A 26,322-nucleotide genomic window follows, 5' to 3' on the forward strand; every position below is an offset into this window, starting at 1 on the left:
GCATAAAAAAAATCCCATTTTCGTTTGAATGAAAATGGGATTTTTGCTTTAATTAAATGGTATTACTCTACCACAATTTTTTTCGCCGAAGCTGCTTCCTGATGAATCAAATACAGGTAGTAAACTCCTTTTGGCAAATCAGATAAATTGATGGTATTATTGGTATCAGCCGGGTCTAGGGTGAATGATTTTACCAATTGTCCTAATGAGTTGTAAACAGCTGCTTTCTCTAAAGTAATATTGGTAATGTTTACTTCGCCTTTCGTTGGGTTTGGATATAAAATTACATTTTTAAGAGTAGTTTCCTCAATACCCAGCGTAGCGCAAGTTGCCGAATAAATGGCTGTTGGTTCTTTAATTTTAGACCAGTTTGCATTAGAATAATCAGGATCATCTACTTTGATACAGCTCAATTTGTCCAGACCAAGAAAAGAGGTGGTGATCGCATTTGCTGCGTTTTTGCCAGTTTCGGATGCTACGATAAAATTCCTGTTATTGCCATTTTGAAGGTTTAAAGAAATTAACGGATTGTTTGCAACATAGATAACTTTTAGATTTCTGTTTTTAGAGAGATCAAGAGTAGTGATTTGATTAAAAGCGGCATTTAATGTTTCTAAAGCCACATTTTTGCTAAGATCTAAAGACGTTAGTTGATTGTTTTCACAGTTTAAATGTACTAACGAAGTAAAGTTTTCGATACCAGACAAATCGGTAATGTTGCTATTAGAGAGATCCAAAGAGGTAATAGCCGTTACATCTGCAATGGTGATTTTACCGTTTAGTCCGTCGGTATCAATTCCTAAATCAATTAATCTTTGTTCAAAGTTTTGATTTGGAATCAAGGCAAATTCTGCCGTACAACTTGTATTGTAAGCAGCTGTGGCATCTTTTTGAGTAGACCAGTTCGCGTTGGAATACCCAGCATTATCGACCTGAATACACGTTAAATTTGGATTGTTTCTAAAATCTACATTGTAAACAATAACACCCGGATTTGGGTTGTAGGGCACTAAAAGTGTATTGTTTCCATTCTTTACATTTAAATAGATAAGTTTATTAGACGCACATTTAAAGGTACGAAGGTTTGGATTTAAGGAAACATCCAGTGTTGTCAGTTGATTATTATTGCAATCCAGCAAACCTAATTTAGTGTTTTTTGAAACATCCAGTTTGGATAACTTATTATTGGCACAATACAAATAATTTAATTTTAGGTTTTTAGAAACATCTAAAGCCGTTATCGTATTAAAAGTACAGTCAAAAGTCTCCAGATTAGTATTGGAGGACACATCAATGCTCGTTAATTGATTTCCGTAAACAAGAAATCGTGTCAAGGCTAAATTTTTAGAGACATCTATATTCGTCAGTTTATTGGTATTGCAAATTAAACTGGTTAGAGCTGTGTTTTTAGAGACATCTAAAGTTGTAAAAAAGTTATTTCCAGACCATAACTCATTTAAAGCGGTGTTTTTACTAATGTCTAAATTAGACAATTGGTTTGAAGTACAGGTTAACGACTTCAATTCTGTGTTTTTTGAGACGTCTAAAAGAGCTATTTTATTATAACCACAATCTAATTTAGTTAACAAAGTATTTTGTGTAACATCTAAAATTGCGATCTGATTGGAAGCACATTGTAGTGTTACCAAGGCTTTATTTTTCGAAACATCTAATGTTTGTAATCCGTTAGAATAACAATTTAAATAGGTCAAAGCTGTATTTTTTGACATGTCTAATTTAGCTACCAGATAATTGTTGTTACTGTCTAAATGAGTTAAGGCTATGTTTTCTGAAACGTCTAGTGTTTTTAACTGATAATTACCATAACATTCTAACTTGGTCAAAGCTTTGAAACCCTGAATTCCGGTTAAATCGGTTATAGAGCTATAGGAAACATTCAAAGAAGTTACGGTGTTGATGTTTGAAGTTAAAACCATTCCATCAGCAACGCCGGAATCAATACCCAGCGAAATCAGTTTGTTCTCAAAATTCACATCAGGGATAAGCGTATACAAATCAGAGGAGGAACATGACAATGAAAAACGGGCAGTTGCATCTTTAGCCTTAGCCCAATTTGCGTTGGCATAAGTTACGTCGTCTACCTCAATACAACTAAGATTTGGATTTTTAACAAGTGTTAAAATAGAACTGTTTAATAAGGTGTTTTTTCCGTTTTTCAAATTCAAAGAAGACAAATCATTCCAATCGCAGAAAAATGAAATCAGGGCCGGATTTTTAGAAAGGTCTAAGTCTTTTAATCGATTTGAGCTGCAGGAGAAGTAGTTCAAATTACTATTTTTAGAAACATCTAATGCGGTTAAAAAGTTTGAATTACACTGGAATTGTGCTAAATTGATGTTTTTGGAGACGTCTATAACCGCTAATTTATTAAAACCACAATCGAAGTTTTTTAATAAAACATTTTTAGAAACATCTAATGTACTAATGTCGTTTGCGCCACAAAACATAGAAACTAGCTCGATATTGGCGGTAATATTTAATGCTGATAATCGGTTAGAGCTACACCATAAAATATTTAAAGTTGTGTTTTTAGAAAGATCTAAACTGGTGATCTGATTGCTGCTGCAATCTAGCGTAGTTAATAATGTATTTTTGGAGACATCCAAACTAGTTAATTTTCCCTCTCCGCGAGTGTTCGAATTTCCATCAAGACCACTACAGCGCAAGCTGGTTAGTAAAGTATTTTGGGTTACGTCTAAACTTAACAGCTGTTTTGAACTACAATTCAGACTGGTGAGTAAAGTATTTTTTGATACATCTAAACTTGTCATGTAATTTCGACTACAGTCCAGTGTTTTCAAAGCGCTAAAGCTTTGAATCCCGGTTAAATCCTGTATGGAGCTCGATGAAACGTCTAGAGAAATTACAGTTTTAATCTTTGAAGTTAAAACTTTCCCATCAGCAATACCGGAATCAATACCCAAAGCGATTAATTTCTTCTCAAAATTAAGATCAGGAATAGCAGTGTAATAAGGATCGCAGACGGTCAAATAATTGGCGGTAGAGTCTTTTTTACTTCCCCAATTTGTATTCGAATACGCAACATTATCTACTTGTATGCACGTTAAATTAGGGTTATTTGTAAAATCGATATAGCTTGATAATGAAGTGTTTTTTCCGTTTTTTAAGTTGAAATCGGTTAATTGATTCGATTTACAGGACAGAGCGGTAAGTGCTGTGTTTTTAGAAACATCAAGACTGGTTAGCTTATTAAAATTACAGTCGATATTGTAAAGCGCAATGTTTTTAGAAACATTCAGAGAGGTCAGCTTATTTGATTCACATCGTAAATCTAAAAGAGCAGTATTTTTAGAAAGATCGAGAGTAGTCAAATCATTAGATCCGCAGAACAATTGAGTCAGGAGCGTATTTTTAGAAACATCCAAACTCGTCAATTGATTTGAAATAGCATACAATTCTGTTAGTTTAACATGTTTCGTGATATCGATAGTTTTTAAAGGATTCGAACTAACACGCAAAGAAGTCAAATCTAAATTTTTAGTAATATCCAGCTCCGAAAATTGATTGTTTTGGCACCATAAACCCGTCAGTTTAGTATTTTTAGTGACATCAAGCGTTTTTAATAAATTACCATTACAATCTAATTTAGTCAACGCAAGGTTCTGAGATACATCCAGACTTGTTAATTGATTGTACCTGCAATCTAAATAAGTCAAATCAGGATTTTTAGTAACGTCCAGAGTCGTTAATCGATTAGGGCTATTGGTCGTGGAGTCGCAGGATAAATAAATCAATTTGACATTTTTTGTTACATCCAGGCTCACTAAAGGGTTACTGCCGGTATACAACGTGGTCAGATTCACATTTTTAGTAACATCCAGATTGGTCAACTGGTTGGAGTCGCAGTATAATTCATTTAAGGCTAAATTCTCACTAACATTCAGATGGGTTAATTGATTAGAGTAACAAACCAATTGAGTTAAGGAAGTGAAACCCTCTATCCCTGTTAAATCGGTGATATCACTAGAGGCAACATTTAGCGTTTTGACAGCCGAAATTCTTGATGTTTGAACTTTTCCGTTCATACCGTCATCGTCAATGCCTAATGCAATTAACTTGTTTTCAAAAAGAGGATCGGGGATAAGCGTGTACGATTCGCAACTATTATTAAAAACGGCTGCTGCGTCTTTTTTTGAGCTCCAGTTGTTAGTAGAATAGAAAACGTCATCTACCTCAATACAAGTTAAATTCGGATTGTTGGTAAAGAGAATATCGTTGCTTACAAAAGCACTGTTATTTCCGTTTTTTAAATTTAAATAATAAAGCGCATTATTCTCACATCGCAAAGAGGTGATAAGCGGATTTTTAGAAATATCAATAGATTTTATTTGGTTAGAACTGCAATTTAGAGCTTGTAATTTGGCAAAGTATTCAATTCCGGATAAATCTGTAATTAAACTGTTTGAAAGGTCAAGTGTCGTTATATTGCTAATATTTGCAGTTGAAACAAATCCATTTTTACCATCTGTATCAAGCCCCAGACTGATTAATTTGTCTTCAAATTTTTCATCCGGAATCCTAGTGATACCAGCGCAGCTTATTTCAGAATATAAACCACCTGTTTTATTAAGGGTTGGCCAGTTTTTGTTTGAAAAAGTGGCATTATCTACCTGAATACAGAATAATTTAGAATTGTATGTAAAATCTAAATTATAACCGTTGATGTAATTATTACCACCGTTTTTTAAGTTTATAGAGGTTAATTCGTTGAAACTGCAATTTAATCGGGTTAGAACTCTGTTTTTAGATAAATCAAGCGTTGTTAATCGATTGGAATAGCAAATTAAATCTGTTAAAGATATATTTTGGGTTACATTCAGGCTGGTAAGGCTATTTTGTGAACAATCTAAACGGGCTAAACTTGTGTTTCGGGAGGTATTGATACTACTAAGTTTGTTTTCCTGACAATAAAGGGATTCTAGTTTAGTGTTTTTAGTCAGATCCAAAACCGTTAGTTGATTTTGTCTTAGGTTTAAACTCCGTAGTTGGAAATTTAGCGAAACATTCAATCCGGTTAACCTATTTACATCGCAGGATAGATTGACAAGCTCTGCATTGTTAGAAACGTCCAGGTTTGTTAGTTGATTGGATCGACAGTTTAAAGTAATAAGATTCCTGTTTTTTGTAACGTCGAGTGTCGTTAAACTATTGTTATTACAGTACAAAGCAGCCAGCAGCGTATTTTTGGAAACATCCAGACTAGTCAGTTTATTAGAATAACAAGACAAATCTGTTAACGAGACAAAATCCTGAATTCCGGTTAAATCAGAAATATCGCTTGAAATTACATTCAAAGAAGTCAGATTTGAGATTTTTGAAGTAAGTACTTGTCCATCAGTAGCGCCGGAGTCAATCCCTAAAGCGATTAACTTTTTTTCAAAGTTAATGTCAGGGATTGCGGTATATTGAGCATAAATAGAAAAGTTTGCTAACAACAGCAACAAAAGTAGTTTTGTTCTCATAGATTAGAGTTAGGATTAGGTCGAACAAGTGTACAAAATACAAATGGTATTTCCTTACGGGAACACGTATTCAGGAACTTATCTTTAAAGTTTAAAAGCCAGAGAATCAATTAGTCGTTTTTTTAAAGAGGTTAATGAGATCAGATTTTTTGATACGGAAGGGATTACAAGGTTCTTAAGGTTTCTTAAATGTTAAGGCAAAAATCATAAGACAGTGTTAATCGTTAGTTTTATGTAACAAAAAATCATAATTTAGGCGCATATTTAACTTTACAATATTTATTTAGATACATGAGACCTATAAAATCCCTCAAATTATCTGCTTTTGCATTAATCGTTTTAGCAGGTTGCAGCACCACTATGCAAGCGCAAACATCGGCAACAAAAGAATTTATTAAAGCTCCTTTAGCCGTTGTTAAAAAAGCCCCTGTTAGCGAAAATGAATTAAAAAGATGGAGCCATCTTGATCTAATCAAAGATTCGATTCCGGGAATGAGTGTCGATAGGGCTTACGCTGAATTATTGCAAGGCAAAACAGGACAAAAAGTGATCGTCGGAATTGTAGATTCGGGTGTCGATATCGAACATGAAGATCTAAAAGGGATGATCTGGACCAATCCTAAAGAAATACCGGGTAACGGAATCGACGATGACAAAAACGGATTTGTGGATGACATTCACGGGTGGAATTTTCTTGGAGACGCTATTCACGAAAATCTCGAACTGACACGTGTCGTTAAAAAAGGCGATGATGGATCTGCCGAATACAAAGAGGCTTTGGCGCAGTATACTAAAAAATACGAAGATGCCTTACAAGATAAACAACAAGCCGATTTTTTACTTGAAGTTCATAAAACAATACAAAAAGAACTCAATAAAACGACCTATAAATTAGAAGACTTAAGTACCATAACTTCTACAGATTCACGAGTTTCTCAGAGCAGAGATATCATGACTCAGGTTTTGACAAATGCCGGGCCAACTTTTGATCCTGATACAGAGTTAAAAGAATATAGTAAACAGGTTTACGATCAGTTAAACTACAACTTAAACAAAGAATACGACGGTAGAAAAATCGTAGGAGATAATCCTGAGGACATTAAAAACACAAATTATGGAAATAATATTGTTTTTGGACCAGATAAAGAGGAAGCACTTCACGGAACGCACGTAGCCGGAATTATTGCACAAATTCGTGGAAATGCTTTGGGAGGAGACGGAGTTACTAACAATGTAGAAATCCTGACCGTAAGAGCCGTTCCGGATGGTGATGAGTACGACAAAGATATTGCTTTGGCGATTCGTTATGCTGTAGACAATGGAGCAAAAGTAATCAACGGAAGTTTTGGAAAAAGCTTTTCTCCTCATAAAAAATGGGTTTATGACGCGATAAAATATGCGGCCAAAAAAGATGTTTTAATCGTGCATGCAGCCGGAAACGATGGTTATAATATTGATGAAACAAAAAACATCAACTATCCGAATGATTCAGAAGACAACGTCAAAGAATTTGCGAATAACCTGATTACAATCGGAGCACTTAATAAAGAATATGGAGAAACTGTTGTGGCAGGATTTTCAAACTTTGGAAAAATAAACGTAGATGTTTTTGCTCCGGGTGAAGAAATTTATGCAACGGTGCCAAACAACAAATACAAATACCTGCAAGGAACTTCAATGGCGTCTCCAAATGCTGCCGGTGTTGCTGCATTGATTCGTTCGTATTATCCAAAATTAAAAGCAGCTCAGGTAAAACAAATTTTAATGGATTCAGGAGTTGCACTTCCATCAAAGGTAGTTTTAGGTACAAACCCAAATCCGGAAGCAAAACCGGTGGCTGTTTCTTCAGCAGAATCTTCAAGAACTGCTAAAATGGTCAACGCCTATAATGCTTTATTGATGGCCGAAAAAATGTCAAAAAAATAACGAAAACCAAATATTAATTTAATGGAAGAGTGTGAGCTCTTCCATTTTGATTGAAATAACAATGCGAAAAATTATACTATTATCTTTTTTGAGTTTGGGTTTAAACTCAGCATTTGCACAAAGTGCACCTTATTGGCAACAGCATGTGGATTACAAAATGGAAGTATCCATGGATGTAAAGAATTATCAATACAAAGGAAAACAAGAGTTGGTGTACACCAACAATTCTCCTGATACGTTGAGAAAAGTTTTTTATCATTTGTTTTTAAATGCATTTCAGCCGGGAAGTGAAATGGATGCGCGTTTGCATACTATAAAAGATCCCGATGGAAGAATGGTGTCTAAAGTGAAAGGTGCGGATGGAAAAGAAACCAAACAAAGCCGAATCGAAACTTTAAAACCAAATGAAATTGGCTATTTAAAAATTTCAGATTTTAAACAAGATGGAGTTTCAGCACAAACAAGAGTTTCCGGAACTATTCTAGAAGTGACTTTGGCGAAACCAATTTTACCAAATTCTAAAACGACATTTACCTTAGATTTTGACGGACAGGTTCCGGTTCAGGTTCGTCGTACAGGACGTAACAATTCAGAAGGAGTAGAATTGTCAATGTCGCAATGGTACCCAAAATTAGCCGAATTTGATTTCGAAGGCTGGCATGCAGATCCGTACATCGCGAGAGAATTTCACGGAGTTTGGGGTAATTTTGATGTAAAAATTACAATCGACAAAGACTATACAATTGGTGGTTCAGGATATTTACAAGATAAAAATCAAATTGGTCATGGTTATGAAGATGCGGGTGTAACTGTTACTTACCCAAAGAAAACAAAAACATTGACATGGCATTTTATTGCGCCAAATGTTCACGATTTTACCTGGGCAGCTGACAAAGAATACACGCACGATATTGTAAAAGGACCAAATGATGTTGATTTGCATTTCTTCTACAAAAACAATCCAAAAACAACCGCAAATTGGAAACAATTAGAGCCTTTAATGGTTAAAGTAATGGATTATTACAACCACAGAGTTGGAGCGTATCCGTACAAACAATACTCTTTTATTCAGGGTGGCGACGGTGGAATGGAGTATGCAATGTGTACTTTGATGCTTGGAAACGGAACTCTTGAAGGAATTTTAGGAACAGCAACTCATGAACTTGGACATTCCTGGTTTCAGCATATCTTAGCTTCAAACGAATCAAAACACCCTTGGATGGATGAAGGTTTTACAACGTACATCGAAGACAGCGCTTTGAACGAACTGAAAGGTGATAAAAAAGAAGTAAATCCTTTTGTTGGAAATTACAAATCGTATTACAGTTTGGTAAATTCTGGTAAAGAACAGCCACAAACTACTCATGGAGACCGTTATGACGAAAACCGTCCGTACAGCATTTCCTCTTATGTAAAAGGAAGTCTTTTTCTTTCTCAGTTAGAATATGTAATTGGAAAAGACAATGTAGATGCTACTTTGAAAAGATATTTTAACGATTTTAAATTCAAGCACCCGACTCCAAATGACATCAAAAGATCAGCAGAGAGAGTTTCAGGAGCAGAATTAGATTGGTATTTAGTTGATTGGACGGGAACAACCAATACGATCGATTATGGGATTAAGGATGTAGCCGATAACGCTGGAAAAACCAATATCACTTTAGAAAGAATCGGAAGAATGCCAATGCCGATTGATTTAACAGTTGAATATACAGATGGTACTTCTGAGAGCTTCTACATTCCATTAAGAATGATGAACTTCATTAAGCCAAATCCAAACCCGAATGTAAAAAGAACGGTTTTAGACGACTGGGCTTGGGCACAATCTAACTATAGTTTTACAATAGACAAAAACAAAACAGCCATCAAAAAAATCACAATTGATCCAAGCGGATTAATGGCGGATGTAAAAGCGGCAAACAATGTTTATGAAGTGAAATAATCTTCATCTTAGCATATAAAAGTCTCGTTTGGAATTTATTTCTAAACGAGACTTTTTATTTAATAGCCTTTGTGTGATAAAGAAGAGAGGCTAAAAAGAATTGAAAACCGGCATCCATTAACGCTGCCAGTAAAAACCGTGGGCAAATTAAAACCATAAAAAAAACGCACAAATTGTGCGTTTTTATATTTTGTAGGCAGCTTATTATCCTAAATGCTCTAACATGTCTTTGGTCATCGATTCCAGATCAAAAGTATGTTTCCAGTCCCAGTCTTGTCTTGCCTCAGTATCGTCAATACTTGCCGGCCAGCTGTCCGCAATTTTCTGACGGAAATCAGGATTGTACGTTATTTCGAAATCAGGAATATGTTTTTTAATTTCAGCAGCAATTTCAGTAGGAGTAAAACTCATTGCAGCCAAATTGTAGGAGGAATGTATTTTGATTTTCTCTGCCGGTGCTTTCATAATGTTAATGGTCGCATCAATCGCGTCATCCATATACATCATTGGCATTTTTGTTTCAGAAGATAAAAAGCATTCGTATTTTTTATCGGCGATAGCCTTGTAGAAAATATCAACAGCATAATCTGTAGTTCCGCCACCAGGAGGCGTCGACCAGCTGATTAAACCAGGATAACGGATGCTTCGTACATCAACACCATAAATGTTATGGTAGTATTCGCACCATCTTTCTCCGGCTTGTTTACTAATTCCATAAACAGTAGAAGGTTCCATTACCGTATATTGAGGGGTATTTTCTTTAGGAGTAGTAGGTCCAAAAACAGCAATACTCGAAGGCCAGAAAATCTTCTGTACCTTTTTGGCTTTTGCTAAATTTAAAACGTGAAATAATGAATTCATGTTCAGATCCCAGGCAAATGCAGGGTTTTTCTCGGCTGTAGCCGACAAAAGCGCCGCCATCAAATAAATATCAGTAATTTTATGTACTTCAACAAGATGTTCGATTTGGTTGAAATCTAAAGCATTGACCACTTCAAACGGACCAGAATTAACAACGTCAGTATTTAATTTTCTAATGTCAGAAGCAATAACATTGTCTGTTCCGTATAGTTTGCGCAGTTTTTGGGTTAGTTCTGTCCCAATTTGACCACAGGCACCAATGATTAATATTTTTGGATTCATTTTTTGAATGGTTTTTTTAGAGAGACAAATATAACGTTTCCTCAATTATTTTTACTTTTCAGAAGGACAAATTATAAATTTAACAATGATAAAGATTCTTTTTTAGATTATTCGTTGTTAGACAGGGAGCGTAGATCAAAATTTATAAGTATTTTCGATCAGGAATTCGCGGTTTTTTGATAAGTCTTACAAACAGGAATTTGCAAATTCAGAATCCGCTACCCGTTGACAGATAAAGTAATTTGTATCAGAAATCAGAATTCGTAATTGTAAAATTACTTTGTAACTTTGTAGCTTAATGTTTTACCAAATGAAATATAAGATATCTCTTTTTCTACTGTTTGTTTTTGTATTGAATTCATGTCAGAATGAAGATGAAAAGCGCCGTGCTGAAAACGAAAAAGAAGCCAAAAAAAACGAAGTCATTTTTAATAAGATCAATAAAGGCTGGGATTTTATCGATGAGCCTATTAACGAAATTTCGGAACAAAAAGTGAATTCGTGGAACGAATGGCGTGACTTTTTAAAAGAACTCGGAGATAAGCCAAGAAAAACTATTGGAGCCTTTCAAAAGAAATCAACCGCGATTTCCAAAAAAGTAATGGCTTTAAACAATAACATTCCTGCGGAGTTTAATATCCCACAGGTCAGAAGCCGAATTTCTATTCTGATTACAAAAGTCAGAATGATGGATTTGTTTATTCACCTGAATCAGATTCCGTCAGATAAAGTAACATTTTTAATTGGGGAGATCAACAAAGAACTGGTTTCATTAGAAAGACAGATGGATCTTATTATGGTAAAAAGTAAAATTCCAAAAGAAGAAGGAGAGGAAGAGTTCTTAAAAATGTTAGATACAACACGTGCTATTCCAAATGCTGGCACAGCTCCCATTCCGGTAAAAAATATAGATCCAAACACACCAAAAGTTGAGTAAAAACGCCTTATATACCCTGTACGATAATCTGCCAAAAAATCAGCAGATTGCTACACAATTACTGGAGCAGAAGCAAATAAAAATGCATCTTAACGGATTGTTAGGGTCGGCGGTTTCATTTGTTATACGTGCCGTTTTCAAAAAAGCGGAATTGCCTTTTTTGGTGATTTTAGACAACAAAGAAGAGGCTGCTTATTATCTGAACGATCTCGAACAAATGATCGGAGAACAGGACGTATTGTTTTATCCTGCGTCATTCCGTCGTCCGTATCAAATTGACGAAACCGATAATGCCAATGTGCTGCTTCGTGCTGAGGTTTTAAACCGAATTAATTCCCGTAAAAAACCTGCCGTAATTGTCACCTATCCGGAAGCCCTTTTTGAGAAAGTGGTTACCCGAAGAGAACTGGATAAAAACACATTGAAAGTCGCTTTGAACGATAAAATTTCGATCGATTTTATCAACGAAGTTTTGTTTGAATATGAGTTTAAAAGAGTCGATTTTATTACCGAACCGGGAGAATTCTCTGTTCGTGGAGGAATTGTAGATGTATTTTCGTTTTCAAACGATCATCCTTATCGAATAGAGTTTTTTGGGAATGAAGTAGACAGCATCAGAAGTTTTGATGTTGAAACCCAATTATCGGTAGAAACGCACAAAAAAATTACAATAATCCCGAATGTCGAGAACAAGCTTTTTCAGGAGAACAGAGAGAGTTTCCTGGATTATATTGCAGAACATACCGTATTGTTTGTTCAAAACACCGACGGGCTTCTCAATCAGTTAGACAAACAATTTGCCAGAGCTGAAGAAGCTTTTGAGAAACTTTCAAAAGAAATAAAACATGCTGAACCTGAAAAGCTATTCTTAAATCAAAGTTCGTTTATCAAACGGGCGTTAGATTTTTCGATAGTAGAGCTGGCTTCAAAACCTGTTTTTAAAACCACAAAAACATTCGAATTTCATATTCACCCTCAGCCTTCCTTCAACAAACAATTTGATTTGCTGTTGAACAATCTGAGCGACAATCATTTTAACGGATATAAAAACTATTTGTTTTGTTCGAATGAAACTCAGGCCAAACGTTTTCATGATATTTTCGAAACTTTAGACGAAGCCAATTCCGAGAACATTCGAAAACAATATCATACCGTTGTATTGCCATTGTTTCAGGGATTCATTGATGAAGAAAGTCAAATTACAGCCTATACCGATCACCAGATTTTTGAGCGTTATCATAAATTTAATATCAAAAATGGTTATTCGAAAAAGCAGAATATTACCCTTAAGGAATTAACTGCGCTTTCGGTGGGTGATTATGTAACGCATATCGATCACGGAATTGGGAAATTTGGCGGCCTGCAGAAAATTCAGGTCGAAGGCAAAACGCAGGAAGCCATAAAACTGGTTTATGCGGATAACGATATAGTGTATGTAAGCATTCACTCGCTTCATAAAATTTCAAAATACAACGGAAAAGACGGAACTCCTCCGAAAATCTATAAACTAGGATCGAACGCCTGGAAAGTTTTAAAACAAAAAACCAAAGCGCGTGTCAAACATATTGCGTTCAATTTGATTCAATTGTACGCCAAACGACGCTTGGAAAAAGGGTTTCAGTTTGCACCGGACAGTTATTTGCAAAACGAATTAGAAAGTTCGTTTATATACGAAGACACGCCGGATCAAACCAAATCGACACAAGAGGTTAAAGCCGACATGGAGAGCGATCGCCCAATGGACCGTTTGGTTTGTGGCGACGTAGGTTTCGGAAAAACTGAGGTGGCGATTCGTGCGGCGTTTAAGGCGGTAGACAATAGTAAACAGGTGGCGGTTTTGGTTCCGACTACTATTTTGGCTTATCAGCATTACCGCACTTTTTCAGAACGATTGAAAGACATGCCGGTTACCATTGGTTACATGAACCGATTTAGAACGGCCAAACAAAAAGCACAAACCTTAAAAGATTTAGCAGAAGGGAAGCTTGATATTGTTATTGGAACCCATCAGTTAGTCAATAAAAATGTAGTTTTTAAAGACCTTGGTTTATTGATTGTCGACGAGGAACAAAAGTTTGGAGTAAACGTAAAAGACAAACTTAAAACAATTGCCGCCAATGTAGATACCCTGACCTTAACGGCAACGCCAATCCCGAGAACGCTGCAGTTTTCATTAATGGCAGCAAGGGATTTATCGGTTATTACGACGCCTCCGCCGAACCGATATCCTATTGAAACAAATGTGGTTGGGTTTAATGAAGAAGTAATCCGTGATGCAATTTCATATGAAATTCAGCGAAACGGACAGGTTTTCTTTATCAACAACCGAATCGAAAATATAAAAGAAGTGGCCGGAATGATTCAGCGTTTGGTTCCAAATGCTAGAGTCGGAATTGGTCACGGACAAATGGAAGGAGCCAAACTCGAAGAATTAATGTTGGGCTTCATGAATGGAGATTTTGATGTTTTGGTAGCGACAACCATCATCGAAAGTGGTCTGGATGTACCCAATGCCAACACGATTTTCATCAACAATGCCAACAACTTCGGACTGTCCGATCTGCATCAAATGCGAGGCAGGGTAGGGCGAAGCAATAAAAAAGCATTCTGTTATTTCATCTGTCCGCCATACTCATCCATGACCGAAGATGCCAGAAAACGTATTCAGGCTTTGGAGCAGTTTAGCGAACTCGGAAGCGGTTTTAACATTGCGATGAAAGATCTTGAAATACGTGGTGCAGGAGATTTATTGGGTGGGGAACAAAGTGGTTTCATCAATGAAATTGGATTTGATACCTACCAAAAAATCATGAACGAGGCGATCGAAGAATTGAAGGAAAATGAATTCAAAGATTTGTATCCGGAAGAAAATGATATTGAAACCAAAGAATATGTAAAAGATTTACAAATCGATACCGATTTTGAGTTGTTGTTTTCTGATGAATACATCAATAACGTTACGGAGCGTCTGAGTTTATACAACGAGCTGGGTGGTGTGAAAAACGAACAGGAACTTGTGGTATTTCAAAATAAATTAATTGACCGTTTTGGTCCGATGCCGCCGCGTGCCAATGCGTTGATGAATAGTATTCGCATCAAATGGATTGCGACAAGCGTGGGTATTGAGAAACTGGTGATGAAAAAAGGAAAAATGATTGGTTATTTCGTTTCAGACCAGCAATCAGATTACTACCAGTCCAAACGTTTCCATAAAGTGATCAAATTTGTACAAACCCATAGTAATCTTTGTCAGATGAAAGAAAAACAAACACCTAATGGTTTGCGTCTTTTATTGACTTTTGACAATGTAAAATCGACCAAACGAGCGTTGGAATTGATGGAATTACTGGGAGAGTAATATAAAAAACGAAACCCGACAGTTTTTTAAAAGCTGTCGGGTTTTTTATTTTTTGTAATTTAGAATATTTAGTTTTTCAGGTCCTTGATTACTTTAAAAGCAACATCAACCTGATCTTCTCCAACTAAAATGGTAAATTCATTTGAAGTCGAAATAACCTCATTGATGATAATTCCTTCCCATGCCAGACGCTGGAAAATGAAATAATAAATTCCGGGAACGACGATGTTTTCTTTTGGTAATTTTACCGTTATGGAGGCTAAATTATCTAATTTCTGAATTAGTTTTTCGCGCATAAAGTGTTTTTCAACCAAATGATTTACACTGCTGCTTACCACAATATTGGTTTCGTTTACCCCACGCGATGAGGTGTAAAAGATATCAGATAAAGCATTAATATCAGAAATTAAATCAGCCTGTTTGTTCAAAACAGTCTCCGAAGCGGCAAAAGTATAATCGGTCAGTTCAGATCGAACCGTGATTTCGCCAATATTCTTGATTACTTTATTGATTTTATGATTCAATTTAAAATCCAGTTCTTCTGTGAGCCGTTTCAATGACATTACAACAGCGCCTTGTTTTACTTCCTTACCAAATTCACTTTCTAATTCGGTCATAATGTTCCGCGAAAGAGACGTAAGGTTGATGATTCCAAGCGATAATGCATTTAATAAAAAGGGTTTTGTTTTAATGTAATTTTCGACGATTGAAGAAACGGTTTTCATAGTTTTTTTCTTTTTTTTGTAACTTAATTGGGTTGGTGTAGTTAAATTGTAGTGTTATAAAACTTTGCGAATATAAATAAAAGAACAATTTGTTACAAATATAACATTGTAAAATTATGTTAAAAATGGAAAAAAGCGTCTGTAATGTGTTCAATTGCAAATGATTCCTTTTTTTTGTGTATTGCAATGATGTCAAATCGCACCTCAAAATCCATTTCCCTATAGTTTATGTAGGCATTTACTGCTTTTACCAGCAGCTGAATTTTTTTTGGTTTCACAAAATCCTGTGGCAAACCAAAATCCAGACTTGATCTTGTCTTTACTTCAATGACCGCTAAAATGGATTCTTTTTGGGCGATAATATCAATTTCGGCCTTTTGAAAAGTCCAGTTCCGATCGAGGATTTGGTATCCGTTTTGCTCCAGATATTCGACAGCGAGGTCTTCTCCTTTTTTTCCAAGTTCATTGTGCTCAGCCATTTTTTTTAATTGTGAGTTATACTATTTTTAGGGAGTAAAGGGCAATTGGCATGTAAAAACGCGAAGTCGCAAAGAATAGAATAAAACTTTGCGACTTCGTGTCTTTATAATATTATGATAGGTGGTATTTAGAATTCTCTAGAGAAAAAGAATTCTCAGATACTATTATTTTTGAAAAGTAACCGTACTTCCTGTTTCCTTTACATCAATTGAAATAGTACTTCCCATAATTAAGGCCCTGTTATCCTGAATATGTCCGGCCGGAAAATTGAAAATTACCGGAATATTGTATTTTTTGGTAACATCATCTACAATTTCCACAGCATTTTTACCCCAGGGAACTTCGTTGTCCTTCATTTTGGTCATACCTCCAACAAGAATTCCTTTTAGGTTTTCGATGCATCCATTACGCCTTAAATTCATCATCATACGATCGATATGATAAAGGTATTCGTCTAAATCTTCGATAAATAAAATTTTATCCTTACAGTCAATTGCCGAGGGAGAACCTAACAAACTGTACAGGATCGATAAATTTCCGCCTACTAATTCACCGGTTGCAGTTCCAAATCGGTTCATCTTATCCGGACCAATCGCATAAGAAATCGGCTCACCAAATAAGGCAGATTTCATTGAACTAACCGCTGCGGGAGTAGCTCGTGGTACCGTTACAGGCATTATACCGTGAATGGACTGATAGCCCATCGTATTCAAATGATTGTGTAAAACCGTAACATCGCTAAAGCCAACAATCCATTTCGGATGTTGTTTGAATTTGGTAAAATCGAGTAAGTCGATCATTCGTACAGTGCCATAACCTCCGCGAACACACCAGATCGCTTTGATGTTTGGATTGTCTAACTGCTTTTGAAAATCGGCAGCACGCTGTTCGTCAGTACCGGCCAGTTGATTAAAATCCAAACCAATCGTACTTCCAACAACCGCTTCAAGTCCCCAGCTGTGCAATAAATCTATAGTAGGTTTTAAGTTATCGTCTATATTTTTTCTGGCTGTTGCTAAAAGGGCTACAGTATCTCCTTTTTGTAAATAAGGTGGTGTTATCATATTTTGTTGTGATTGACAGTGTATGGATTGTAAAGCAAAAATAAGAAATACGAGTTTATAAAAAGAAAAGTAGTTTCTGAAGTATTGGTGTAGGCTCGCTTTCATATTTTTTCTGCAGTTTCATTCGTAAAGATAGAACAAATATAAAGATTTTAAAAAATAAAATAATTAGAAAATTCCTACAAATAAAGTTAATTGTTTAAATTGAACCTTTTAAGGATCTAAGTTTATGAAGGTAATTTCTGTTCAGCTTTGTTGTATCGTTTTTCTGTCTCTGACCATCTTGCAGGCACAGCCCAAAAAGTATTCGATCCATACGGTTGCCTTCTACAACTTTGAAAATCTTTTCGACACGACAGATGATGTCAATACCAACGATGATGAATGGACACCCAAGGGGGCGCAGCATTGGACTATAGAAAAGTACAAACAGAAATTAAAAAACCTGTCCAGAGTTTTGTCTGAAATTGGAATGCCTGACAACTCCAATGCTCCGGTATTAATTGGAGGCGCGGAAATTGAAAATCGCGCCGTTCTGGAAGATTTGATTAAACAGCCTAAGTTACTCCCTTTTGATTATGGTATCATTCATTTTGATTCACCAGACAAACGAGGGATTGATGTCGCTTTGCTGTATCAGAGAAAATATTTTAAACCTACCGCGTATTCTAACATTCCATTACGGATCTATCATAATAAGGTCACGCCTAAAGAAGAGGAGTCACAGCAGGACGATGATATTGAAATCAAAATGGCCGACAACCATCGTGTCTTTACCAGAGATCAGCTTTTAATTACTGGATTTTTGGAAGGAGAAGAACTTCATGTTATTGTCAATCATTGGCCGTCCAGATCGGGAGGTGAAAAGGCAAGCAGTATTTTTCGGGAAGCTGCCGGAAATTTAAACCGAAGAATCATCGATTCGCTGCAAAAAATAAACCCCTCTGCGAAAGTGATCACGATGGGGGATCTGAATGATAGCCCTGCTAATAAAAGTGTAAAAACAGTTCTGGGAGCAAAAGCTAAGAAGTCAGAAGTGGGAGAATTTGGTGTTTTTAATCCGTTTGCAGCAATGCTTGATAAAGGTTTAGGAACCATTGCATTTCGCGATTCCTGGGACATTTTTGATCAAATTATCATCACAGAATCACTTTTAAAAGCTGATTTTTCGACCTTCAACTTTTGGAAAGCGGGGATTTTCAATAAGCCCTTTCTGGTTCAGCGTTCAGGACAGTACAAAGGATATCCGTTACGGCATAGTTTAACAGAAGTTGGATTCAGCGATCATTTTCCGGTTTACATCTATTTGATCAGAGAGGCGAAATAAGTCACAGTCGCAGTTCTCAGTCTCAGTTGATCGCTGTAAACTGTAAACTGTAAACTGTAAACTGAGACTGCGACTGAGAACTGCGACTGCGACTGCCAACTGCGACTAAAAACAAACGCTGCGACTGAAAACTTTTCCTTAACTTAGCTACTTAGAAACTTACTACCTTTAAAAATGGCAATAGCAAAACCTTTCAATCTTACGAAGTGGATCGATGAGAACCGTCATTTACTAAAACCGCCTGTTGGAAATAAAAATTTATACATTGATTCCGGTGATTATATAGTGATGATCGTTGCGGGTCCAAATGCCCGAAAAGATTACCATTACAACGAAACCGAAGAGCTTTTTTATCAGTTGGAAGGCAGCATAAAAGTCATCATTCAGGAAGATGGAGAGCGAAAGGAAATGGAATTACATGCGGGTGATATGTATCTTCATCCAGCTAAAATTCCGCATTCGCCCGTTCGTTCAGAAGGTTCAATTGGATTGGTTATCGAACGCAAACGTGCAGGGTTAGGTTATACTGACGGATTGCTTTGGCACTGTGACAATTGCAATCACAAACTCTATGAAGTGTTTTTTGAATTGCATAATATAGAAAAAGATTTTCTGCCGCACTTCGAACATTTTTATAATTCGGTAGCACTAAGAACCTGCGATAATTGCGGAACCGTAATGGAATCTGATCCCCGCTTTGTTGCGAAGAAATAAGGATATAATTATAATTATCAAACCCGATAGGTTTTTAAAACCTGTCGGGTTTAAATTTAAATGTTACAGTTCAAAACTCTTGCCCTGTTCAGGATAAATAAGTTTTAGCCCCAGATCATTTTGTTTTTGCAGCTGTTCTTTAAGTTTCACAATATTTTTAGTGGGCGGTTTCAGGTGCGTAACGATAATACTGAAACCTTTCAAAGTATCTTTTCCCGACAAATCCTGTAAGGTATGAAGTTCTTTCATCAGATAGTTTGGTGTCAGATGTCCGAATAAAAACTGATCCGGTTGCTCATTTGGGAATGAAACTTCAATAAAAATACCTTTAAGTTGTTTGCTTTTAACCAAAGGTGCAACTGCGGTCCAGAGCGACTTTAACTTGTCGCTTTTCTCTACAGCATCCGGTCCGGTATCACCCAGGTAAAGCACATACGATTCGCCACTTTTAATCAGGAAAGCAGTGCTCTCAAACGGATTCACATGACTTAATGGAAATGCTTTTACCGTCATCGTGGTATTGGTAATCGGAATTTCTTCTCCGATATTTAAAGTCTGAAAATGGTACTTTTTTAACGGAGTTCCGGGACCTTTATCTCCAAAATTGGCCCAGGTTTGATCGTTGAAATAATGGTTTTCCATCATTTCCATACATTTTTCAGTGGCATAAACTGTCTTCGAAGAATCTGCCGGAGAGTTTATGATTAAACCCGAAACATGGTCTAAATGAGCATGCGATATAAAATAACCTTTAATGTATTTTCGTAAAACTTCGCTGGTTGAAACTTTAAACACTTTATTTTCAATTGCTTTTTCAATTCCGGCGTTTACCGTTCCGGCATCTAAACAGATAAAATCATGCGTATTGGCAGGTGCAACTAAATAGGCTGAAAGATTCTTCTCGTCTATTCCTCCTTTTATCCCTAAAGGAACGACCTGAAAGGATTTTTTTTGCTCTTTTTGAGAAAAAGCAGGAACTGAAATTAGGACGAAACAAACTAAAAACCGACTGAAAATGGACATATTTGAGTACTTTTATTTCCGCAAATTTCATCAATTAAGACGAATAAATCATGCTATCGCGCTGTAATTCATTTTAATTAAATCTAAATTTACCTGATTTTAACAACTTAGTTCGATTAAATTTCAGCTTGAAATAATATCTTTACATAAAAATATAACAATTTTAACAAAAAAAGTTACAATGACAACAATAGCATCACAGTTTGGAATGAATGAGGCTCTGGAAAAATTGGGCATCAAAGCGATCAACGAAGGAACATCGACAGGTTTACAAAACTTTTCTTCGGGAGAAGTTTTAGAGAGCTTTTCACCGGTTGATGGAAAACTAATAGGATCGGTAAAAATGTCGACGCCTCAGGATTATGAAAAAGTAATGCAGGCGGCTACAGAAGCGTTTAAAACTTTTCGTTTAATTCCGGCACCGCAACGTGGAGAAATTGTACGTCAGTTTGGACAAAAGCTGCGTGAAAATAAAGAAGCACTTGGTAAATTGGTTTCTTATGAAATGGGGAAATCATTGCAGGAGGGTTATGGTGAAGTGCAGGAAATGATTGACATCTGCGATTTTGCAGTTGGTTTGTCACGTCAGCTTCACGGTTTAACCATGCATTCTGAAAGACCAGGACATCGTATGTACGAGCAATACCATTCGTTGGGAGTGGTAGGGATTATTTCGGCATTTAACTTTCCGGTAGCAGTCTGGTCGTGGAATACGGCTTTGGCATGGATTTCAGGTGATGTTTGTGTTTGGAAACCTTCTGAAAAAACACCTCTTTGTGGAATTGCCTGTCAGAATATTATCGCTCAGGTGATTAAAGAGAATAATTTACCGGAAGGGATCTCTTGTTTGATCAACGGCGATTATAAAATAGGAGAATTAATGACAGCGGATACCAGAATCCCGTTAGTTTCGGCTACAGGTTCAACCCGAATGGGGAAAATTGTAGCACAGGCGGTTGCAGGACGTTTAGGGAAATCATTGTTAGAATTAGGAGGAAACAATGCTATTATTGTGACTCCGGATGCCGATATTAAAATGACGGTTATTGGTGCTGTTTTTGGAGCTGTTGGTACAGCAGGACAACGTTGTACTTCAACACGCCGACTAATTATTCACGAAAGTATTTATGATAAAGTAAAAGACGCTTTGGTTGCGGCTTACAAACAATTAAGAATTGGAAACCCATTGGATGAAAACAATCATGTGGGGCCGCTTATTGATACGCACGCGGTGGAGCAGTATGCTAAAGCTTTAAATAAAGTAGTTGCCGAAGGAGGAAAAATTCTGGTGGAAGGCGGAGTGCTTTCAGGTGAAGGTTATGAAAGCGGTTGTTATGTAAAACCTGCGATTGCAGAAGCACAAAATTCATTTGAAATTGTACAGCACGAAACATTTGCTCCGGTCTTGTATCTGATTAAATATTCAGGAGAAGTGGAGAATGCTATTGATTTTCAAAATGGAGTTGCACAAGGATTGTCATCTGCTATTATGACCAATAATCTTCGTGAAGCCGAAAGATTTTTATCTGTAGTGGGTTCTGATTGCGGAATTGCGAATGTAAACATTGGTACTTCAGGTGCTGAAATTGGAGGTGCTTTTGGTGGAGAAAAAGAAACCGGTGGTGGACGTGAATCAGGATCTGATGCCTGGAAAATTTACATGCGCCGTCAGACCAATACAATCAATTATACGACAAGTTTGCCATTGGCACAAGGAATTAAATTTGATTTGTAATAGTTGTTTCCTGTAAAATGATAAAATGTAAAAGGCTTCCAATTGGGAAGCCTTTTGTTTTTGGTGTTATTTTTTAAGAACAGTTTGCGTAAAGGAACCGTCAGTGGTAACGACTTTTAGCAGGTAAGTTCCAGGGATCAGAGTACTTAGATCCATACTTTTAGTCTCTTTTCCGGAGGTTTTTACCAGATTGCCCGAGATGTTATAAAGGAACACTTTCTCTACAGTCTGATTAGATTCTGAAAAATATAAAACATCAGCAACCGGATTGGGGTATAAAATCACCTTGGAAGCTTTTGGTTCAGCGATCACGTCAGCCGCTTGTGCCATTCGTAACGTAGGTCCGTTGTTGTATTCCGTACTGATGTAAAACAGATTGGCAACAGATCCTTTTGTAATGGTATTTGAACCCGCAGGGATAGATGCGGTTACAATTCCGGCTGATGCGGTATAAGAAACATTATTTACTTTAACGGTTCCGGTAAAGTTAGAATCAAAAACCAGGGTTAAAGTAGAAGGGTTTGCAGTGGTATAAGCAATTGTAGTGCTTGACTCCATTTTTAAACGTGCTGTGAGTGTTAGTCCGGCATAAGTTACAGCCCCGTTAGTTGAATTCATATTTCCTGTAATCGTATAAAATGAACTAGTTTTTCCCGATGTTGTAAAGTTGTGAATTTCATCACTAGTTGGCGTTCCGGTAGTAACGGTAAGCGTTCCTGAACCTGTTGCCGGTGTTCCGGTTCCGGTTGTGGCAATCGAATAAGAAACGGTAGCGGTTGGAGTTCCTGAAATAGTGATGGTTTTGGCAGTGGTATTTTTTACAAAACTAATTCCCGAAGCAGGCAGTCCTGCAACCGTTGCATCAGTAGCATTTCCTCCCCAGGTAAATACGATAGAAGCAATAGCAGTACCGCTGGCAACTGTTTGATTGTTGTTGCTGGTTGAAGTTAAGGTTTGTGTTCCTGCTGCTGAAAGGGTAATGGTTCCTGAGCCTGTCGCTGGTGTTCCGGTTCCGCTTGTAGCAATCGAATAAGAAACGGTAGCGGTTGGAGTTCCGGTAATAGTGATGGTTTTGGCTGTAGTGTTTTTTACAAAACTAATTCCCGAAGCAGGCAGTCCTGTAACCGTTGCGTCAGTGGCATTTCCTCCCCAGGTAAATACGATAGAGGCAATAGCAGTACCACTGCTTACCGTTTGATTGTTATTGGCGGTTGAGGTTAGTGTCTGAGCACTTGCAGGCGGATTGCCTTCTCCCTGAATAGCAACCAAAGCACCTGTATAATTGGTTAGTGCCGACTTCAATGCTGTGATTACAAGTGAAGAGGTATCGTCTATGCTATTGTCGAAAGTCCATTTTAAATCACCTCCCGAAATACGTCCTGCGTATTGAGTGACCTTTGTTTTGGCTGTTACCGGCTGTTCTACAGTTAGATTTTTGACATATAGTGCAGCATCCGTATCAAAGTTGTTGTAGGTATTGGCTCCCGATTTGGATTTAACCGAACTGCTTACCGTTTCGCCTCTTGTGGTTGCAACATAAGCATCAAAATCTGTTGTTGAGCTAATTTTTCCGGCAATATTGTATAACGGATTAGGGTCGTTGTAAGCTACAAAACGCATATTATTAGTTCCGTTTGAAGCGTCAAAAGTATTGTTGAAGGCTTTTATAGATCCTCCGGCTTCCCCTGAGAAAGTTCCCATAGTTCCGGCATTGTTTACCTGATTGGCTTCGTCCCAGATATCAGTACCCTGCAAAGAAGTCAGCATGGGATGTTTGCTGTTACGGAAATAATTTCCTTCCACAAATAAGGAAGAGCCTAAGGTAGAACCTGAGCCGTATTTGGCTACACCGTCAAAATAGTTGTTGTAGATGTGTGCCGAATAGTAACGAACGCGAGGATGACGTGAATCAGAGTGATCGAACCAGTTGTGGTGATAAGTGATATACAATCCGCTGGTAGTGCCTTCGTTTAAACCTAGAAGACTTGCTTTTCCGTTGTCCCAAAAATGATTGTACGATAGCGTGATGTAGGTCGAAGTTTTATTGTCGAGAGCTCCGTCTCCTTTGATTTGATCGGCATCGCTTCCGGCATTTCCGTAAAACAAATCACAGTTGTGCACCCATACGTGATCATTGTCCTGCTGCATGCCAACATTGTCGCCGGCAGTGCTGTTGCAGTTCATGAAGCCAAGATTACTCACCTCTATGTTGGATGCCGATTTGAGACGTACGCCCCAGCCATTGGCTACAGCATCATTTCCGATTCCTTCAATCGTTAAATAACTTGCCGCATTGTTGGCATTTTCGATGACAACATCTCCGCCTTCCATAACCGTCATGTCAGTGATGTTTCCAATTAAACGAATGATAAACGGACGCGTATCTTTTCCTTTTTTGATCGCATACAATATGTTTTGCAAACCAACGCAAGGATTTGCACTGGCACCGGTGATGTTCATCGAAATGGTGTTTTTGGTATTTTGGGTAATGTATAGAATAACAGCATTGTCTTTTGGCGTTCCATCTGCCTTGTAACCTCCGGGAACACGTCCGCCTTCAAAAGCAAATCCGTTGCGATCTTGTGCAGCAACGGTTAAGGTACCAGTTACTGAACCTGTTCCTTCTGCACTCGAAATAACCGGTTTTACTTTAACGGTATACGATCCGGCTTTGAGTCCGGGGATGTCTGCGCGAAAATAGCTTCCATAACTTCTGATCAGTTGGTCGTCGATTTTTTGATCGGTGATGCCGTTACCGGAGTAGTAAACATTGTAGGTTTGTGCATTGCTTACAGGCTGCCATTTAACAAATGCTGACTCGAGCCAGCCTGAAGATTCTGTAATCTGAACTTGTTGTGCCCATAGGGGAACGATGAGCAGTAAAAGCATCAGAATAAGTAGGTTTCTTTTCATAATTGTGGTTTTTCGGTTAATAAAGTTTTTTGTGTTATTGAATCAATAAGTTTCTTGTAATCGATTACACAAAAATATATTTATTTTTTGATATGTGTAAAATATTTGCGATAAAATAATATAAGTGCTAAAAATTTATGCTTTTGAATATGAATTATGTAATAAATTGCATTTAATGCAATTTATTACATAATTTAGAAAAGCCTTGCCGGTGTTCATTTTTAATGTAATTTGGAGTACTGTTTGGGAAATAAAATCGATGCAAAAAAGAGAAAATGGTGATTTTTCGACGATTTAAGCAATAGTATTTTATAGTAAGAAAAAAGTTATATTTTAAAGCTGAAAATCATCCTCTTTATATTCTAATTGTATTTTTTAGATTAAAAAAGAATCGTTTTTGAGCGAAAAAAAGAGAAGTAAAGACTTCCGCAGCAGCAGACATTTTAACTTTGGGTGCGGAAAAATAATGGGCAATTGGAATGAAAAAGTAAGGGGAGTAGTTTGGGTATTTCTTACTTAAAGAATGTTTGACAGGGGGTATAAAAAAAGCCTTTTGAACATTCAAAAGGCTTTGATTTATGGTAAAGGAAAGAAATTAATCTTTGCTTGATAATTTTGATAATAAACGTAAGAATTCGATGTACAACCAAACCAGGGTGATGATTAATCCCATTGCGCCATACCATTCCATGAATTTTGGCATTCTTTGCTGTACTCCTTTTTCGATTTGATCAAAATCAAGGAATAAGTTTAATGCAGCAATAATAATCACAAAAACACTAATTCCAATACTCATCATTGAGTTTCCGTAATGAACCGGAGTCCAGCTTGTGAATAAAGAAACCAGCCATGAAATTAAATAATAAGTTGCAATTGCTAATGTTGCCGCAACCACTACTGATTTAAATTGCTCGGTAACTTTTACAATTCTAAATTTATACAAACCAAGGCATACCAAAAAAGTAACCAAAGTTGCTCCAACGGCATTAATTACAATTCCGGGATATTTGGCTTCAAAAATGGCTGAAATTCCTCCTATAAATAATCCTTCAAATAAAGCATAACCTGGAGCTAAATAAGGAGAAGCTTGTGGTTTAAAGGCTGAAATTACAACTAAAATTAGTCCAATGATAGCACCTCCGATAGCAGGCAGCATCACATTCATTCCATTAAATGCCATCCACCAGGTTACCATGGCCGATCCGCATAAAATTAAAAACAAGATAGCTGTTTTGTTAATCGTACCAGACAAAGTCATTTCCTGATTGTAATCTATGATTTGTGCATGGTGTACTTCTTCAGCTTTTGAAACAGCATTAGAGGAGAAACGCTTGTTGCTTAAAAATGGATTTTTTGAATTAAAGTTCATAATGTAATTGGTTTTAAAAACTCATCAAATATAATCGATATTTTTTGATACGCCTTTAATACTATGGAATTTTTAACAATTCGGGGGGATTGTTTTGAGGCATTATTCTTCTAAATAAAAAAGCCGTCAATGAAAATTGACGGCTCGTATAGCTGTTTTTAA

At 36.9% G+C, this 26,322-nt stretch carries 15 protein-coding genes; 7 read left to right on the forward strand and 8 right to left on the reverse strand.

Features of this window, described 5'->3' with window-relative positions; all coding sequences use genetic code 11:
* Positions 1–62: 62 nt before the first annotated feature.
* The gene (locus tag OLM61_RS08545; protein ID WP_264525948.1) at positions 63–5,504 is read right to left on the reverse strand and encodes a leucine-rich repeat domain-containing protein; all 5,442 of its coding nucleotides are present in this window, start codon (positions 5,502–5,504) and stop codon (positions 63–65) included.
* Between the two features lie 291 nt (positions 5,505–5,795).
* Here OLM61_RS08545 and OLM61_RS08550 point away from each other — a divergent pair, with 291 nt between their 5' ends.
* Both OLM61_RS08550 and OLM61_RS08555 read left to right on the forward strand, forming a co-directional pair.
* Entirely contained in the window at positions 5,796–7,430 is a 1,635-nt protein-coding gene (locus OLM61_RS08550; RefSeq protein ID WP_264525949.1) for a S8 family peptidase, read from the forward strand.
* 61 nt (positions 7,431–7,491) lie between these two features.
* Positions 7,492–9,372 carry a M1 family metallopeptidase gene (locus OLM61_RS08555; RefSeq protein WP_264525950.1) on the forward strand — a complete coding sequence of 627 codons (1,881 nt, stop codon included), beginning with the start codon at positions 7,492–7,494 and terminating at the stop codon, positions 9,370–9,372.
* Between the two features lie 204 nt (positions 9,373–9,576).
* On the opposite strand, the gene OLM61_RS08560 is transcribed toward OLM61_RS08555, so the two are convergent.
* Positions 9,577–10,515: an L-threonine 3-dehydrogenase gene (locus OLM61_RS08560; protein WP_264525951.1), complete on the reverse strand. Its 939-nt coding sequence runs from the start codon at positions 10,513–10,515 to the stop codon at positions 9,577–9,579.
* A 310-nt stretch (positions 10,516–10,825) separates the two neighbouring features.
* Between OLM61_RS08560 and OLM61_RS08565 the strand changes: the two genes are divergently transcribed.
* Complete coding sequence (locus tag OLM61_RS08565; RefSeq protein ID WP_264525952.1) at positions 10,826–11,452, forward strand: hypothetical protein; 627 nt, start codon at positions 10,826–10,828, stop codon at positions 11,450–11,452.
* Positions 11,445–14,810: a transcription-repair coupling factor gene (gene mfd / locus OLM61_RS08570; protein WP_264525953.1), complete on the forward strand. Its 3,366-nt coding sequence runs from the start codon at positions 11,445–11,447 to the stop codon at positions 14,808–14,810. The genes OLM61_RS08565 and mfd overlap by 8 nt, the downstream gene beginning before the upstream one ends.
* Before the next feature lie 68 nt (positions 14,811–14,878).
* Here mfd and OLM61_RS08575 read toward each other — a convergent pair whose 3' ends face one another.
* The 3 genes from OLM61_RS08575 to OLM61_RS08585 form a co-directional block, all read right to left on the reverse strand.
* Positions 14,879–15,535: a hypothetical protein gene (locus OLM61_RS08575; RefSeq protein WP_008466087.1), complete on the reverse strand. Its 657-nt coding sequence runs from the start codon at positions 15,533–15,535 to the stop codon at positions 14,879–14,881.
* A 119-nt stretch (positions 15,536–15,654) separates the two neighbouring features.
* Positions 15,655–16,014 (reverse strand): YraN family protein, encoded by a 360-nt coding sequence (locus OLM61_RS08580; protein ID WP_264525954.1) that lies wholly within the window; start codon positions 16,012–16,014, stop codon positions 15,655–15,657.
* Between the two features lie 165 nt (positions 16,015–16,179).
* On the reverse strand, positions 16,180–17,079 hold the full coding sequence (locus OLM61_RS08585; protein ID WP_264525955.1) for a S66 peptidase family protein: 900 nt from the start codon (positions 17,077–17,079) through the stop codon (positions 16,180–16,182).
* A gap of 229 nt (positions 17,080–17,308) precedes the next feature.
* On the opposite strand from OLM61_RS08585, the gene OLM61_RS08590 reads away from it, so the two are divergent.
* Complete coding sequence (locus tag OLM61_RS08590) at positions 17,309–18,406, forward strand: endonuclease/exonuclease/phosphatase family protein (RefSeq protein WP_264525956.1); 1,098 nt, start codon at positions 17,309–17,311, stop codon at positions 18,404–18,406.
* A gap of 174 nt (positions 18,407–18,580) precedes the next feature.
* Entirely contained in the window at positions 18,581–19,120 is a 540-nt protein-coding gene (locus OLM61_RS08595; protein ID WP_264525957.1) for a 3-hydroxyanthranilate 3,4-dioxygenase, read from the forward strand.
* A gap of 63 nt (positions 19,121–19,183) precedes the next feature.
* On the opposite strand, the gene OLM61_RS08600 is transcribed toward OLM61_RS08595, so the two are convergent.
* Positions 19,184–20,143 carry an MBL fold metallo-hydrolase gene (locus OLM61_RS08600; protein WP_264525958.1) on the reverse strand — a complete coding sequence of 320 codons (960 nt, stop codon included), beginning with the start codon at positions 20,141–20,143 and terminating at the stop codon, positions 19,184–19,186.
* Positions 20,144–20,324: 181 nt separating this feature from the next.
* Between OLM61_RS08600 and OLM61_RS08605 the strand changes: the two genes are divergently transcribed.
* On the forward strand, positions 20,325–21,878 hold the full coding sequence (locus tag OLM61_RS08605; RefSeq protein WP_264525959.1) for an aldehyde dehydrogenase family protein: 1,554 nt from the start codon (positions 20,325–20,327) through the stop codon (positions 21,876–21,878).
* A gap of 66 nt (positions 21,879–21,944) precedes the next feature.
* Here OLM61_RS08605 and OLM61_RS08610 read toward each other — a convergent pair whose 3' ends face one another.
* Positions 21,945–24,791: a T9SS type A sorting domain-containing protein gene (locus OLM61_RS08610; protein WP_264525960.1), complete on the reverse strand. Its 2,847-nt coding sequence runs from the start codon at positions 24,789–24,791 to the stop codon at positions 21,945–21,947.
* Between the two features lie 595 nt (positions 24,792–25,386).
* The gene (locus OLM61_RS08615) at positions 25,387–26,160 is read right to left on the reverse strand and encodes a Bax inhibitor-1/YccA family protein (protein ID WP_264525961.1); all 774 of its coding nucleotides are present in this window, start codon (positions 26,158–26,160) and stop codon (positions 25,387–25,389) included.
* Positions 26,161–26,322: the final 162 nt, after the last annotated feature.

This window comes from Flavobacterium sp. N502536 (genome assembly GCF_025947345.1).
Classification (GTDB): domain Bacteria; phylum Bacteroidota; class Bacteroidia; order Flavobacteriales; family Flavobacteriaceae; genus Flavobacterium.